The 14,544-nt window shown below is 71.4% G+C and carries 13 protein-coding genes; 7 read left to right on the top strand and 6 right to left on the bottom strand.

The window, feature by feature from the left end:
• Positions 1-179: 179 nt before the first annotated feature.
• The gene (locus KGA65_RS05125; protein WP_225862057.1) at positions 180-695 is read left to right on the top strand and encodes a MarR family winged helix-turn-helix transcriptional regulator; all 516 of its coding nucleotides are present in this window, start codon (positions 180-182) and stop codon (positions 693-695) included.
• A 4-nt stretch (positions 696-699) separates the two neighbouring features.
• Here the strand turns inward: KGA65_RS05125 and KGA65_RS05120 are convergent, their stop codons facing one another.
• The 4 genes from KGA65_RS05120 to KGA65_RS05105 are packed head-to-tail and all read right to left on the bottom strand — an operon-like array spanning position 700 to position 7,148.
• Positions 700-1,851, bottom strand: a complete 1,152-nt coding sequence (locus KGA65_RS05120) for an ABC transporter permease (protein ID WP_225862056.1) — start codon at positions 1,849-1,851, stop codon at positions 700-702.
• Position 1,852: 1 nt separating this feature from the next.
• Positions 1,853-4,609, bottom strand: coding sequence for a ribosome-associated ATPase/putative transporter RbbA (gene rbbA / locus KGA65_RS05115; protein WP_225862055.1), 2,757 nt, complete (start codon positions 4,607-4,609; stop codon positions 1,853-1,855).
• Entirely contained in the window at positions 4,606-5,688 is a 1,083-nt protein-coding gene (locus tag KGA65_RS05110; RefSeq protein ID WP_225862054.1) for an HlyD family secretion protein, read from the bottom strand. The genes rbbA and KGA65_RS05110 overlap by 4 nt, the downstream gene beginning before the upstream one ends.
• Positions 5,685-7,148, bottom strand: a complete 1,464-nt coding sequence (locus KGA65_RS05105) for an efflux transporter outer membrane subunit (protein ID WP_225862053.1) — start codon at positions 7,146-7,148, stop codon at positions 5,685-5,687. Before KGA65_RS05105 ends, KGA65_RS05110 begins: the two co-directional genes overlap by 4 nt.
• A 190-nt stretch (positions 7,149-7,338) precedes the next feature.
• On the opposite strand from KGA65_RS05105, the gene KGA65_RS05100 reads away from it, so the two are divergent.
• The 5 genes from KGA65_RS05100 (at position 7,339) to KGA65_RS05080 (ending at position 11,970) form a co-directional block, all read left to right on the top strand.
• Positions 7,339-7,932, top strand: a complete 594-nt coding sequence (locus KGA65_RS05100; protein WP_225862052.1) for a TetR/AcrR family transcriptional regulator — start codon at positions 7,339-7,341, stop codon at positions 7,930-7,932.
• A gap of 85 nt (positions 7,933-8,017) precedes the next feature.
• On the top strand, positions 8,018-9,262 hold the full coding sequence (locus KGA65_RS05095) for an MFS transporter (RefSeq protein ID WP_225862051.1): 1,245 nt from the start codon (positions 8,018-8,020) through the stop codon (positions 9,260-9,262).
• Positions 9,255-9,953, top strand: coding sequence for an alpha/beta fold hydrolase (locus KGA65_RS05090; RefSeq protein WP_225862050.1), 699 nt, complete (start codon positions 9,255-9,257; stop codon positions 9,951-9,953). The genes KGA65_RS05095 and KGA65_RS05090 overlap by 8 nt, the downstream gene beginning before the upstream one ends.
• 89 nt (positions 9,954-10,042) lie before the next feature.
• Positions 10,043-10,531, top strand: coding sequence for a MerR family transcriptional regulator (locus KGA65_RS05085; RefSeq protein WP_225862049.1), 489 nt, complete (start codon positions 10,043-10,045; stop codon positions 10,529-10,531).
• The gene (locus KGA65_RS05080) at positions 10,528-11,970 is read left to right on the top strand and encodes a DHA2 family efflux MFS transporter permease subunit (protein ID WP_225862048.1); all 1,443 of its coding nucleotides are present in this window, start codon (positions 10,528-10,530) and stop codon (positions 11,968-11,970) included. The genes KGA65_RS05085 and KGA65_RS05080 overlap by 4 nt, the downstream gene beginning before the upstream one ends.
• On the opposite strand, the gene KGA65_RS05075 is transcribed toward KGA65_RS05080, so the two are convergent.
• Positions 11,960-13,021, bottom strand: coding sequence for a GNAT family N-acetyltransferase (locus KGA65_RS05075; protein ID WP_225862047.1), 1,062 nt, complete (start codon positions 13,019-13,021; stop codon positions 11,960-11,962). The genes KGA65_RS05080 and KGA65_RS05075 overlap by 11 nt on opposite strands.
• Positions 13,022-13,068: 47 nt before the next feature.
• Positions 13,069-13,746: a hemerythrin domain-containing protein gene (locus KGA65_RS05070; protein WP_225862046.1), complete on the bottom strand. Its 678-nt coding sequence runs from the start codon at positions 13,744-13,746 to the stop codon at positions 13,069-13,071.
• Between the two features lie 192 nt (positions 13,747-13,938).
• On the opposite strand from KGA65_RS05070, the gene KGA65_RS05065 reads away from it, so the two are divergent.
• On the top strand, positions 13,939-14,481 hold the full coding sequence (locus KGA65_RS05065) for a c-type cytochrome (protein WP_225862045.1): 543 nt from the start codon (positions 13,939-13,941) through the stop codon (positions 14,479-14,481).
• Positions 14,482-14,544: the final 63 nt, after the last annotated feature.

Raw genomic sequence — 14,544 nt, 5'->3', positions numbered from 1 at the left:
GCCCCAGACCGCCTCGCCCGGCCGCCGCCCGGGCCGGGGGCGCTCGCCCACCCGCACCACCTCGTTGCCCCCGTGCCCGATGATGTAGGCTGCCTGCATGCGCGTCTCCTCCGCGTGGCGGCTTGTTTCAGTCAATACATTGTTATATTTACCCGACTTCCCCGGCCAGCCCCGACACCATGCCAACCGCTGAAAGCAAGAGAGATGAGGCGCGCGACGAACTCGCCAACCGGCTGTTCTTCAAGCTCTACCAATGCGCCAACCTGCTGCACAAGACCGGCACCCGCGCGGTGGAAAGCGAAGGGCTGACCACGCAGCAGTGGGCGGTGCTGGGCGCGCTGTCGCTGCCGGAGTCGGCCCAGGGCCGCAGCGTGGGTGACCTGGCGCGCTACCTGCTGGTGAGCCGGCAGAACCTGGCCGGCGTGATCGGGCGGCTGGAACGCGATGGCCGCATCCGCATCGACCCGGACCCGAACGACCGCCGCGCGCGGCTGATCCGCCTCACCGAGGCGGGCCAGGCGGTCTGGCACCAGCAGGCCCAGCCCAAGATCCACGCCTTCTACGAGGCGGCCACGACGGACTTCTCGTTCGGCGACCTGATCCACACCACCCACTACCTGATGAAGCTGCTGGAGAACATGCAGCAGCTCGATCAGGGCAGTGGCGAGGACGAGCCGGACGACGGGGGCGCCTGAGCGCTCAGGCCATCTGGCTGATGGTGCGCCGAAAGCGCGCCAGCGACAGGCCGAACAGCACGCTGCCGATCACCGCCAGTGCCAGGAACTGCACCCACACCACCTCCAGCCCGGCGCCGCGGTAGAGGATGGCCTGGCTCAGCTCGGTGAAGTGGGTGGTGGGCGCGGCCAGCATCAGGTCCTGCACGAAGACGGGCATGCTCTCGCGCGGGGTGGTGCCGCCCGAGAGCATCTGCAGCGGGATCAGCGTCAGGATCAGCAGCAGGCCGAACTGCGGCATGCTGCGCGCCACGGTGGCCAGGAAGATGCCCATGGAGGTGGTGGCGAACAGGTGCAGCAGGGTGCCGAAGAAGAACAGCACCAGCGAGCCCTCGATCGGCACCTTCAGCGCCCCCTGGATCACCAGGTTGAGCGACAGCGTGGACGCCACGACCACCACCAGCGCCATCGACCACACCTTGGACAGCATGATCTCGGCAGGTGTCACCGGCATCACCAGCAGATGCTCCACGGTGCCGTGCTCGCGCTCGCGGATCAGCGCTGCGCCGGTCAGGATGATGGACAGCATGGTGACGTTGTTCACCACCTCCATCAACGCACCGAACCAGCTGCCCTCCAGCGCGGGGTTGAAGCGCATGCGCAGCGCCAGCTCCACCGGCAGCGTGCCACCGCCGCGGGCGCGCTGCACGAACTCGTTGACCTCGTCCTGCACGATCTGCTGCACCGCGCCATTGCCGGTGAAGGCCTGGCTCATGCGGGTGGCGTCGATGTTGAGCTGCACAGCCGGCGCGCGGCCGGCCAGCACGTCACGCTGGAAGTTGGGCGGGATGTCCAGCACGAAGGTGTAGATGCCGGCGTCCATGCCCGGGTCCACCTGGTCACGGGTGATCATGGCCGGGGGGCGGAAGTGCGGCGGGTAGAAGGCCGCGACGATCTGCCCGGACAGCGCGGACCGGTCCTCGTCCAGGATGGCGATGGGCGCCTGGTGCAGGGTCTCCGGCACGGCCGTGGCGGCGATGTAGACCGACACCGTGAAGGTGTAGACGATCAGCACCAGCATCGTCGGGTCGCGCCACAGGCTCCACAGCTCCTTGACGCCCAGGCGGTAGACATTGGCCAGGTGGCGCCGCCAGGCGGGCCGGTGCGGGGTGACCATCTCAGCGCTCCTGCTTCTTCAGCAGCACGATGGCGCCGCCGAGGATCACCGGGTAGCTCAGCAGCAGCGGCCAGATCGCCCCCTGCAGATCGGCCAGCGACAGGCCCTTGCTGAACACGCCGCGGCTGATGGTGAACATGTAGGTGGCCGGGTACAGCGTGCCGATCAGGTGGCCGGCCCCTTCCAGCGAGCTGACCGGGTTGAGCAGGCCGGAGAACTGCACCGCCGGCAGCATGGTGCCGATCATCGTGAAGAACATGGCGGCGATCTGGCTGCGGGTGACGGTGGAGGCCAGCAGGCCCAGCGCCGTGGAACTGAGGCAAAACAGCGCCGAGGCCAGCGCCAGCGTGGCGAAGCTGCCGGTGACGGGCACGCCGAAGACGGTGACGGCCAACAGGCTCATCAACGCGAAGTTCAGCAGCGCCAGGCCCACATAGGGCATCTGCTTGCCCAGCAGGAACTCGGTGCGGGTGACCGGCGTGACGTAGAGGTTCAGGATGGAGCCCAGCTCCTTCTCGCGCACCACCGCCAGCGCGGTCAGCATGGCCGGCAGCATCAGCAGCAGCAGCGGCATCACCGCCGGCACCATGGCCGGCAGGCTGCGCACATCGGGGTTGTAGCGGTAGCGGGTCTCGACCGAGGCCGCGCCCGCCAGCGTCTGGCCGGTGCGGGCCCGGATGCGGTCCACCACCCAGAGCTGGTGCATGGCCTGCACATAGCCCTGGATGGTCTCGGCCCGCTGCGGCATCGCGCCATCGACCCAGGCGCCCACCTGCACCACCTGCCCGCGCAGCACGCTGCGCTCGAAGCCGGGCGGGATCTCGATCACCAGCGACAGCTCACCGCTGCGCATGCGCCGGTCCAGCTCGCGGTAGTCCTGCACCGGCGCATGCTCGGTGAAGTAGCGCGAGCCGCTGAGCTCCAGCGCGTAGCTCTGGCTGAGCGGGCTGTCGTCACGGTCCAGCACCGCGTAGCGCAGGTCCTCCACATCCAGGCTGATGCCGAAGCCGATCACGAACATCAGCAGCACCGAGCCGCCCAGGGCCATGGCCGCGCGCACCGGGTCGCGCCGCAGCTCCAGCGATTCGCGCCACATGTAGCTGGCCATGCGGACCAGACTGGCCCGCAGCCTCCGCCAGCGCGAGGGTTGAGCGGCCGCGGCGGCCGGCGCCGACCAAACGGTCTCGGCCGCCTCGTCCTGCGCCGCCTGAGCGTCGCCTGCCGCGCTGTCGCGCAGGTAGCCGATGAAGGCCTCCTCCAGCGTCGCAGCGCCGCGCTTGGCGATCAGCGCGGCCGGCGTGTCGCTGTCCAGCACCCGGCCCGCATCCATCATGGACATGCGGTCACAGCGCTCGGCCTCGTTCATGAAGTGGGTCGAGATGAAGATCGTGACCTTGTCGCGCCGCGACAGCTCCACCATCAGCCGCCAGAAGGCATCGCGCGCCACCGGGTCCACGCCGGAGGTGGGCTCATCGAGGATCAGCAGGTCCGGCTTGTGCACCACGGCCACCGCCAGCGACAAGCGCTGGCGCAGCCCCAGCGGCAGCTTCTCCGGCAGGGTGTCGCGCACCTCGGCCAGGTCGAAGCGGGCAATCATCTCCTCCACCCGCGCCGCCACCTCGGCCTGCGGCACATGGAACAGCTGGGCGTGCAGCACCAGGTTCTGCACCACCGTCAGCTCGCCATAGAGCGAGAAGGCCTGCGACATGTAGCCCACCCGGCGGCGGGTGTCCATGCGGCTGGCGTCCACCGGCTGGCCGAACAGCAAGGCCTCGCCCTCGCTGGCCGGCAGCAGGCCGGTCAGCATCTTCATTGTGGTGGACTTGCCGCAGCCGTTGGAGCCCAGGAAGCCGAAGATCTCCCCGCGCCGGATGCGAAAGCTCACATGGTCCACCGCGACGAAGTCGCCAAAGCGCATCGTCAGGTCGCGCGCCTCGATGGCGATGTCCTCGTGGCCATCGTCCAGTGGCGGAATCTCCACCGGCCGGTAATCGCGCCGCTTGTCCTCGGGCAGCAGGCGGATGAAGGCCTGCTCCAGGGAATGGGAGCCGGTCTGGGCCAACAGCTCGGCGGGTGTGCCGGTGGCCAGCACCCGGCCATCGTCCAGCGCCACCAGCCAGTCGAAGCGCTGGGCCTCGTCCATGTAGGCGGTGGCCACCAGCACGCTCATGCCCGGGCGCTGCTGGCGGATGCGCCCGATCAGCTCCCAGAACTGGGCCCGGGCCAGCGGGTCCACGCCGGTGGTGGGCTCGTCCAGGATCAGCAGGTCGGGGTCGTGGATCAGCGCGCAGCACAGGCCCAGCTTCTGCTTCATGCCGCCGGAGAGCTTGCCGGCCGGGCGGTCCAGGAAGGGGTGGAGGCCCGTGCTGCGGGTCAGCGCGTCGATGCGCCGGCGCCGCTCGGCCGCGTCATGGCCGAACAGCTTGGCGAAGAACTGCAGGTTCTCCTCCACCGACAGTGTGGGGTAGAGGTTGCGCCCCAGGCCCTGGGGCATGTAGGCAATGCGCGGGCAGACGGCGTCGCGGTGGGCCACGCTGGCCATGTCGCCGCCCAGGGCCTGCACCTGGCCCTGCTGGATCGCCCGCGCCCCGGCCACCAGCGCCAGCAGGCTGGACTTGCCCACGCCGTCGGGGCCGATCAGACCGACCATGACACCCGCCGGCAGGTCCAGCGTCACGCCGTCCAGCGCCACGCTGCGGCCGTACACCTGCCGCACGCCCTGCAGCCGGGCCACCGGGGTGCCCTGGGCCAGGCTCATGGGTGGCTGGCCTCGACCACGTTCTTGTTCAGCGCCGCCGGCCAGGGCTGCTGGGGATCCAGCCGCACCCAGGCCACGCCTGGCAGGCCGGTCTTGACCTGCTGCAGGTGGCGGCGCAGCAGCTCGGGGTCGATGCGGGCCTTGACCTTGAACATCAGCTTCTGCCGCTCGGTGGCGGTCTCCACCGTCTTGGGCGTGAACTGGGCGATGCTGGCCACGAAGGACACCTTGGCCGGGATCACGTACTGCGAGGCGGCGTCCAGCACCAGCCGCACCTCGCTGCCCAGGGCCACCCGGCCGGCCACCGCCTCCGGCAGGAAGAAGGTCATCGTCACATCGGTCAGGTCGACCAGGTTCAGCACCTTGCCACCCGCGCCCACCACCTCGCCGGGCTGGGCGATGCGGTACTGCACCCGGCCGTCGCGGGGCGACTTCAGGATGCTGTCGGCCAGGTCGACGTCGATGCGGTCCACGCTGGCCTGGGCCGCCGAGGCGCTGGCCTGGGCCGCGGTGACCTGGGCCTTGGCCGCCACGACGCCCGCCTGGGCCGAGCGCACCTGGGCCTGGGTGGCCACCAGCGCCGCCTGGGCGCCGCGCATGCGGGCCCGGTCGTCGTCCAGTTCCTGGCCGGAGGAGGCCCCGTCGTGCGACAGCTCCTCCGAGCGCGCCAGCTTGCGGCGCGCCGCGTCCAGCTCGGCCTCACGCTGGGCGACCTGGGCCACCACGGCCTGCACGTCGCTGTCGCGCAGCGCCACCTGGGCCTGGGCCGAGGCCACCGACTGCACGGCCTGCTGCACCCGGGCCTCGGCCTCGTCGCGCTGGGCCTGCAGGCTCTGGATCTGCATGCTGGCCAGCGGCTGGCCGGCCTTCACGAAGTCGCCTTCGTTGACCAGGATGTCCTCGACCCGGCCGCCCAGCTTGGCGGCCACGTCGATCTCGGTGCCCTCCAACCGGCCGTTGCCGCTGACAAAGCCGGGGCCTGGGCCGGTGTCGTGCAGCCGGGACCAGGCAAAGTAGCCCGCCCCCGCCAGGGCGGCCACGGCGAGCAGGGGAAGGAACTTGGCGAGCTTGGGGTTCATGGCTGCGGCGAGGGAGAGGATTCGGAGGAAGCGGCGAGCTGGGTGCCGCCGCCCAGGGCGGTGTAGAGCGCCACCCGCGCGCTCAGCAGGGCCCGGCGCGCCTGCACCAGGCTTTGTTCGGCGCTGAGGCGGTCGCGCTCGGCGTCCAGCACCTCCAGGTAGCGCACCGCCCCGGCGTCGTAGCGCAACTGGGCCAGCCGCGCGCGTTCGTTCTGCACGGCCAGCATGCGGGTCAGCGTCTGCACCTGGTTGCTCAGGCCACGCTGGGCCGCCAGGGCGTCGGCCACGTCGCGGAAGGCACCCTGCACCGCCTGGTCATAGGCCACCAGTGCCTGCTGCTGCCGCACCTCGGCCAGGGCCAGCGCACTGGCGCGCCGACCGCCGTCGAACAGCGGCAGGCTCAGCCCGGGGCCGAAGGACCAGTCGCCACTGCCGGACTTGAACAGCCCGTCGAGTTGGCTGCTGGCCGTGGCGTAGGACCCGGTCAGCGCAATGCGCGGGAAGTAGGCGGCGCGGGCGGCGCCAATGTTGGCGTTGGCCGCCCGCAGGCCGTGTTCGGCGGCCAGGATGTCCGGGCGAGCCAGCAGCAGGTCCGAGGGCAGACCCGGCGCCAGGCCGGCCATCACCGCCCCGTCGTCCAGCCGCCCGGCGGTGGTCGGCACGCTGCCGCTGGCGCCCTCCAGCAAGGCCAGCGCATGGGCCTGCTGGGCCCGGGCTTGCATCAACTGTGCCACCAGCACCTCGGCCTGCTGCGACAGCAGCTCCACCTGGGTCAGCTCCAGCCGCGAGGTGGCGCCCACCTCGGTGCGACGGCGAAAGATGCGCAGCGACTCGGCCCGGCTGCTGGCCGTGCGGCGGGCCAGGTCCAGCCGCTCGTCCAGCTCACCCAGGGCCAGGTAGCTGTTGGCCACCTGGGCGATCAGGCCCAGCGTGGCGGCCCGGCGGGCCTCCTCGGTGCTGAGGTAGTTCTCCAGGGCCGCATCGCTGAGGTTGCGCACCCGGCCCCAGAAGTCCAGCTCCCAGCTGCTGGCCGCCAGGCCGACGGAGAACTGGTTGCCGGTGACGGCCCGCCCGATCGGGCTGAGGTCGGCCGGCGTGCGGCCGCGCGCGGCCTGCGCAGTGCCGGCCAGCGAGGGCCATTGGTCGGCCCGCTGGATGTCGTAGCCGGCCCGGGCCTCGGCCACCTTCAGCACCGCCAGGCGCAGGTCATGGTTGTTGGCCAGGGCCTGGCGGATCAGGCCGCGCAGGGTCTCATCCTGAAAGTACTGCGCCCAGCCCAGCACCGCCGCCCGTGGCCCGGCCGCCTGAACCGCCGGGTCGGCCGCATCGGCGGGGTAGTGGTCCGGCAGTGACGCCGAAGGCGGCGTGACCGGCGCCAACTGGCAGCCCGCCAGCGTCAGCAAGGCCAGCCCTCCCGACCATCGGCGGCAGGCAGTCCAGGAACGAGGTGCTGAAGTCATGCGATCGAACTTTTGCCCACAAAAGGAGGTTGCCGTTACATACCGACCAGTCGGTAGTTATCCTAGCGCAGATCCTGTGTTTCTTGCCGTGCAATGGGCCGGTGCCCAACTGTGGCAGAGTCCTGTTTTCCGAGTCATGACAGTCCACGCTCCTTCTCTCGCCACGCCAGCGCGCGCGCGCCGCCCCCGGTTGCGCCTCCCCCCGGAAACCCGCATCCCGCTGATCCTTGATGCGGCGCTGGCGGCCTTCTCCGCCCAGGGCTACGCCGACACCCGCATCGACGACATCGCCCAGCGGGCCGGCCTGTCCAAGGGCGGGTTGTACGCCCATTTCGACAGCAAGGAGGCGATCTTCCATGCCCTGCTCCAGCGCTCCATGCAGCTGCCCGCGCTGGACGTGGACGCGGTGCTGGCGGGGGCGGACACAGCACAGGCACTGGCCCAGCGCCTGCTGCGGCCGATGTACGAGGCCGCGCAGGAGCCCTCCCTGGTGGCCCTGGCCCGCGTCCTGCTGACCGAGGGACATCGCCTGCCCCCGCAGGTGCAGGACTGGCGGCACCGCGTCCATGCCACCCTCTGCGCCCAGCTGACCCTGGTGCTGCAGCGCGGCGTGGCGCAAGGGCTGCTGCGCCCCACCGTGCTCACGGCCGTGCCCGGGCTGGTCCTCAGCCCCCTGGTCCACTGGATGGTCCAGCACATCTCGGCGGGGCCTGAGGAATGGGTCGACGCGGAACAGGCTTACAGCATCCATGTGCAGCTGCTGACCGACCTGCTCACGCCTTGAGCACCGGCCGTTATCTGTTCCACAGATAGCCACCACGCTTGCCATCTATTGGACGAATGGTCGCAAAACCGTCATCCTTGCAGCCATGAGTTCTGTGCCCTTGGCGGAGCCGGTCTCCGCCCCCGCACCGGCCCCCGCGTCGCCGGTGGCCACCGCGGAAACCCCGGTGCCCTTCGCCCGCATCAGCTTCGCGCTGTTCCTCGCCGGCTTCTCCACCTTCTCGCTGCTGTACTGCGTGCAGCCCCTGCTGCCCGAGTTCGCCGCGCATTTCGGGCTCAGCCCGGCGCAAAGCTCCTGGGCGCTGTCGCTGACCACCGGCGCCCTGGCCCTGGCCATCTTCACGATGGGAGCGGTGTCCCAGTCCCTGCCCCGGCGCGGGCTGATGGCCACCTCGATGGTGCTGGCGGCCGTCTTGAACCTGGCGGCCGCCGTGGCCCCCAGCTGGCCGGTGCTGCTGGCCTGCCGCCTGCTGGAAGGCCTGCTGCTGGGCGGCGTGCCGGCGGTGGCCATGGCCTACCTGGCCGAGGAGATGGAACCGCGCCGCCTGGGCAGCGCGATGGGCCTGTACGTGGGCGGCACCGCCTTCGGCGGCATGATGGGCCGGGTGGGCATGGGCATGCTGGTGGAATGGGCCTCCTGGCGGGGCGCCATGGCCACCCTGGCGGTGATCGACCTGGTCGCCGCGATCGGCTTCTTCTGGCTGCTGCCAGCCTCACGCCGCTTCGTGCCCAAGCACGGCGTGCACTGGCAGCAGCATGTGGCGGCCTGGCGCCACCAGCTGACGCGCCCGGACCTGCAACGTCTGTTCGGCATCGGCTTTGTGTTGACCAGCGTGTTCGTCGCGCTGTTCAACTACCTGGGCTTTCGGCTGGCGGCGGCGCCCTATGGCTTCAGCCCGACCGAAATCAGCCTGGTGTTCCTCAGCTACACCCTGGGCATCTTCGCCTCGGGCAGCTCCGGCGCGCTGAGCCAGCGCCTGGGCCGGCGCCGCGCCCTGCTGATCGGGCTGACGGCCATGGGCCTGGGGGTGCTGTTCACGCTGGCCGCATCGCTGGCGGTGATCGCCGTGGGGGTGGCCCTGGTCACGATCGGCTTCTTCATCGCCCACGCGGTGGCCAGCGCCTGGGTGGGCCGGCTGGCCGGCCCGCACAAGAGCCATGCCGCCTCGCTGTACCTGCTGTTCTATTACCTGGGCTCCAGCAGCATCGGCGTGGCCGGCGGCTGGTTCTGGCTGCATGGCGGCTGGCCCGGTGAGGTGGCCCTGACCGCGCTGCTGGCCGTGGTCGGCCTGGTGCTGGCCGCACGGATGCGGGAGGCCGACCGTGGCTGAGCGCACCCCGCTGATCCTGCTGCCCGGCCTGCTGTGCGACGCCGACCTGTGGGCGGCGCAGGTCGCGGGCCTGGCCGATGTGGCGCAGCCCGAGGTGGCGGATCTGACCCAGGACGACAGCGTGCAGGCCATGGCTGCGCGCGTGCTGGCCCAGGCGCCGGCGCGCTTTGCGCTGGCCGGGCTGTCAATGGGCGGCTATGTGGCCTTCGAGATCCTGCGCCAGCAGCCGCAGCGGGTCAGCCGGCTGGCCCTGCTGGACACCAGCGCCGCCCCGGATGCCCCAGCCCGGGCGGCGCTGCGCCGGCGCAGCCTGGCCCTGCTGGGGCGGGGCCGCTTCCTGGGCGTCACCCGCCAGCTGCTGCCCACCCTGGTGCACGCCCGCCATGTGCACGGCCCGGTGGGCCACACGGTGCAGGCCATGGCCCAGCGGGTCGGGGCCGAAGCCTACCGGCGCCAGCAGACCGCCATCCTGAACCGGCCGGACTCGCGGCCCCTGCTGCCCACGGTGCAGCAACCCACGCTGCTCATCGTCGGCGAGGATGATGCGGTGACCCCGCCGGCCGTGGTGCAGGCCATGGCCGAAGGCCTCCCCCACGCCCGGCTGCACCGCCTGCCGGACTGCGGCCACCTGCCCACGCTGGAGCAACCCGACACCACCACCGCCCTGCTGCGCACCTGGCTGCAGGGCTGACCGGACCCCGGCCAGGCGGTTTGCCGGCCCACCCAACCTGTACGTGAACGTACAGGTTATAGTCACGGCCCGTCTCCACCACCGCGCCCATGTCCACCCCTGCCACCGATTTGCTGACCATCCGGCAGGCCGCCGAACGGCTCGCGGTCACGCCCCGCACCCTCAAGTACTACGAGGAGCGCGGGCTGGTCTCCCCCAGCCGCAGCGAGGGCCGCTACCGGCTCTACAGCCCGCAGGACCTGGAGCGCTTCGCACGGGTGCTGCGCTTGCGCTCGCTGGGTTTCTCGCTGCAAGCGATCGCCGAGATGCTCAAGCGGCCGGTGGAGGCCCTGGCCGATGGCCGCAAAGTGCATTCGCAGACCGCGCTGGTGGAGATCCACGATGCCCTGACCCGCCAGGTCGAGACACTGGACGCCCGCATCGACGCCGTCAGCCGCGAGCTGCGCGAAGCCCGCCGGCTGCGCGCCGAGCTGGGCGATGACCTGGCCTACCTGCAGCGCCGCATCGCCGGCGAAACCGTCGACACCGTGTTGCCGCAGCGCCTGGCCGCCCGCCAGCGCCGCCCCGCCCAGTCATGATCCTGCCCCAGGCCCTGTCCTTCGAGGCGCTGACCGAGCGCCACGGCCCCCGCTACAAGTGGCTGCTGCTGATCACCGTGGCCACCGGCACCATCGCCGGGGTGCTGGCCACCTCGGCCTTCAACGTCGCGGTGGCGGTGCTCAGCCAGCAGTTCGGCCTGGGCCATGAGCAGGTGCAGTGGGCCGTCACCGGCTTCATGGCGGCAATGACGCTGTCGATGCTGCCCACCTCCTGGCTGCTGGACCGCATCGGCTTTCGGCGGCTGTTCCTGGGCGCCGTGCTGGTGCTGACCGCCGCCAGCGTGGCCGGCAGCCTGGCCCAGAGCTTTGGCCAGGTGGTGCTGGCGCGGGTGCTGCAGGGCGCGGCCGCCGGCATCCTGCAGCCACTGGGCACGCTGGTGGTGCTGCGCCGCTTCCCGCCGCCCATGCAGGGCCGCGCCTCGGGGCTGCTGACGCTCGGGCTGGTGCTGACCCCGGCGGTGGCGCCGGCCTTCGGCGGCGTGCTGGTGGACCATCTCGGCTGGGCCGCCATCTTCCTGCTCAACACGCCCTTCTGCCTGCTGGCCCTGGCCCTGGGGGTGTGGCTGCTGCCCGCCCCGGGCGCGCACGCCCAGCACCCGTTCGACTGGACCGGCGCGCTGATGCTGTCCCTGGCCACGCTGGCGATCGTGGATGGCGTCAGCAGCCTGCGACGCGACGGTGCCCTGTCGGCCTGGACGGCCGCGCACGTGGCGCTCACCCTGCTGACCCTGGCCGCCTTCCTGCGCCATGCCCGGCGCAGTCCGACCCCGCTGATCCAGCTGGCCCTGTTCGGCAGCCGCACCTTCAGCATGGGCTCGGTGGTGTCCTTCACCTACGGCTTCGGGCTGTACGGCTCCACCTACCTGATCCCGGTGTTCCTGCAGAGTGCGCTGGGCTACTCGGCCACCGCCGCGGGCAGCGCGCTGATCCCCGGGGGCATCGCGCTGGTGCTGGCCACCCCGCTGGCCGGCCGCATGGCCGACCACTTTCCGCCCAAGGCGGTGACCATCGCCGGCCTGCTGCTGTTCGGTGGTTCGTTCTTCGCGTTCTACGTGCTGGGCCAGCACATCGGCTATGCCGAACTGCTGGCCGCCACCATCGTCGGCCGCATCGGCCTGGGCATGATCCTGCCGGCGCTGAACCTGGCCACGCTGCGCCACCTGGCGCCGCACCAGTTGGCGCAGTCTTCGGTGATCGTCACCTATGCGCGGCAGCTGGGTGGGGTGTTCGGCATCGCCATGACGGCGGTGTTCGTGGAATGGCGCGAAGGCACCTACCACGGGCTGGCCGAGGGCGTCTTCACGGCCTACGGTCAGGGCTTCTTCCTGCTGGGGGCGGTGGTGCTGGCCGCCGTGCTGGCTGCACTGCTGATGCAGGGCCGCCCGCCGGCCCAGCCCGCCACGCCGGTCAGGCCGTAGTGGCGCCCACCATCACCCAGTCGCGCTGGCGGTCGGCCCCCACGTCAAAGGTGGTGTGGCCCACCGCCTCGAAGCCGCACTTGCGGTAGAAGGCCAGCGCCCGCGGGTTGCGTTCCCACACGCTCAGCCACAGGTGCTGCGCCCCGTCCTGCGCGGCCACCGCGCGGATGCGGGCCATCAGCCGCACCGCCAGCCCGCGGCCCTGCTGGTCGCGCACGACGTAGAAGCGCCGCAGGGCCACCGGCGCCGCCTGGGTCACCGACGCGGGCAGGCTGTCGCCTCGGGCCAACTGGGCAAAGCCGACCAGGCGGGTGCCCTCCACCGCCACCCAGGTCCGCAGGGCCGGGTCGGCCAGCTCGGCCTGCTGCTGCGCCGGGTGAAAGTGATGGGTGATGTAGGCCCACAGATCCTCGGGCTGGTTGTCGGCCGCATAGGTGTCGTGGAAACAGCGGGCCGCCAGGGCCGACAGCGCTTCGGCGTCGGCCGGGGTGGCCTCGCGCAGCGTCACGGGCGGCTGTGGCGGACGCGGCGCGGGCGGTGGCAGGTCCAGCGGGTAGCCCATCTGCACCTTGCCGCGGTACCCTGTGGGCGTGCGGATGGCCTCGGGTTCCAACCCCCAGACCCGGAAGCCCAGGCTCTCGTACAGACGCTGGGCCGAGGTGTTGCCCTCGGTCACGGTCAGCGTCACCCAACGCACCCCCGGCTGGGCCACGGCTTCGGCCAAGGCGGCCTGCAGCAAGGCCCGGCCAATGCCCTGGTGCTGGTGCGCAGGCTGCACGTACAGGCCCACCAGATGGGCCTTGTGGCGGGTCTTGAGGCGCGACGAGAACTCCAGCGTCACACTGCCCACCAGGGCGTTGTCCACAAACGCCCCCAGGGCCAGCCCCGACCCATCGGCCGCCGCGGCCCGCTGCGCCCACCAGGACAGCGGCAGCGCCGCGCGCTCCTCGGCCGTGGAGGTGAAGGCATCGCCCGGCTGGGCATAGGCCTCCAGCAGCAGCGCGCGGTAGGCCGGTGCGTCCCGGGCGGTCAGCTTGGCGAGGGTGAGCACGGCGCGGGCGAGACGGAAGTGGCAGGGCCCGCCAGCATACGACGCAATCAGATGTGGATCAGCCCGGGCACCGGCGCGTGGCCCAGCGCCCGGCACAGCTTGGCCCAGGCCACGTCGTTGAGCAGGGCGCGGGCCGAGGCCAGCACCGACGACTGGGCCTGGGCAGGCAGGCCGGCGATCAGCCGCGCGCGCTCGGTCGGGTTGAAGGCCGGCAACATCCAGCGCAGCCACTGGCTCATCTCCTGCGGGCCAAGGCTGGCCAGGATGTGGTCCTCGATGGCCTGCAGCGAAGCGTCGTCGTAGGCCGCCCACAGCGCCTGGTTGTGGCGCGTCTCCTCCACATCCATGTGCTCGAAGTTCTCGGCCATGAAGGTCGCCAGCTGCCGGTACAGCCGATGCGCCGCGGCCGCCTCGGGCTCGGCGCGCAGGGCGGCCGCGGCGGCACGCAGCGTGGCGATGGCGTCCAGGTGTTCCTGGTGTTCCGTCGCGATCCGGCCGCTCAGGCCCGGACAGCGCTCCTCGATGGCCGGGTGGATGAAGTGGTTTTCATGCTGCAGATGGCGGCTGGCGGCATCCAGCAGCGCTTCGAGCTGGTCCAGCCCAGCGGCCAGGTCCTGCGGGTCGTCCAGGTCGAGCCGGCTCAGGCCCGCCAGCGTGTCGGTCATGAACAGGCGCAGGGCCTTGTGGACGGGGGCATAGATGTTGTAGCGGGACGAGGTGTTCATGGGTGCGGTCTCGGAAGTGGAAACAGGAGACGCCAGTGTTCCGAGCCCACACCGCGCCGGCATCGCTCCGATGGGCCATCGGCGCCCGTCCTGGCATGGCTCCTCGCCGGCCGGGACCCTGGCCTGTCGGGCGGATGTCGGCCGCCGGACGGACCGGCACAGTGCCGTCACCTGTCCACTGGAACCCCGTCCATGAAACACCTCACCCTCCTGTGGCCCCTGTGGGCTGCCCTGGCCGCCCAGGCCACCGAGCCGGCGCCACGCGATCGCATCGACCGTGGCCGCTACCTGGTCAGCACCAACGGCTGCGCGGATTGCCACACCCCGCTGAAGATGGGGCCGCAGGGTCCCGTGCCGGACCTCGCCCGCAGCTTCTCCGGCCACCCGGAAAGCCTGGTGATGCCGCCGGTGCCGGCCCTGCCGCCAGGGCCCTGGCGGGTCGTGTCGTCGGCGACGAACACGGCCTGGGCCGGCCCCTGGGGGGTCAGCTTCACCGCCAACCTGACCCCCGACCCCGAGACGGGCCTGGGCCATTGGTCCGAGCAGGACTTCGTGCGCACGCTACGCACCAGCCGCCACCTGGGCCTGGGCCGGCCGCTGCTGCCCCCCATGCCCACCGCCTACAGCCAAATGACCGATGCGGATCTCAAAGCGGTGTTCGCCTACCTGAAGACGCTGGCGCCCATCCGCAACCGCGTGCCCACGCCGCTGCCCCCCACGTCCGCCACCCCCTGAGGCCGGCGGCGCGGGTGCGGGCCCGGGCCTGGACCTGGGCGCGCTGCCATTCCTAGAATCGGG

Origin of the sequence: Ideonella benzenivorans (assembly GCF_020387415.1) — a bacterium.
GTDB lineage: Bacteria > Pseudomonadota > Gammaproteobacteria > Burkholderiales > Burkholderiaceae_C > Ideonella > Ideonella benzenivorans.
This window is presented reverse-complemented; position numbering and strand designations above follow the sequence as displayed.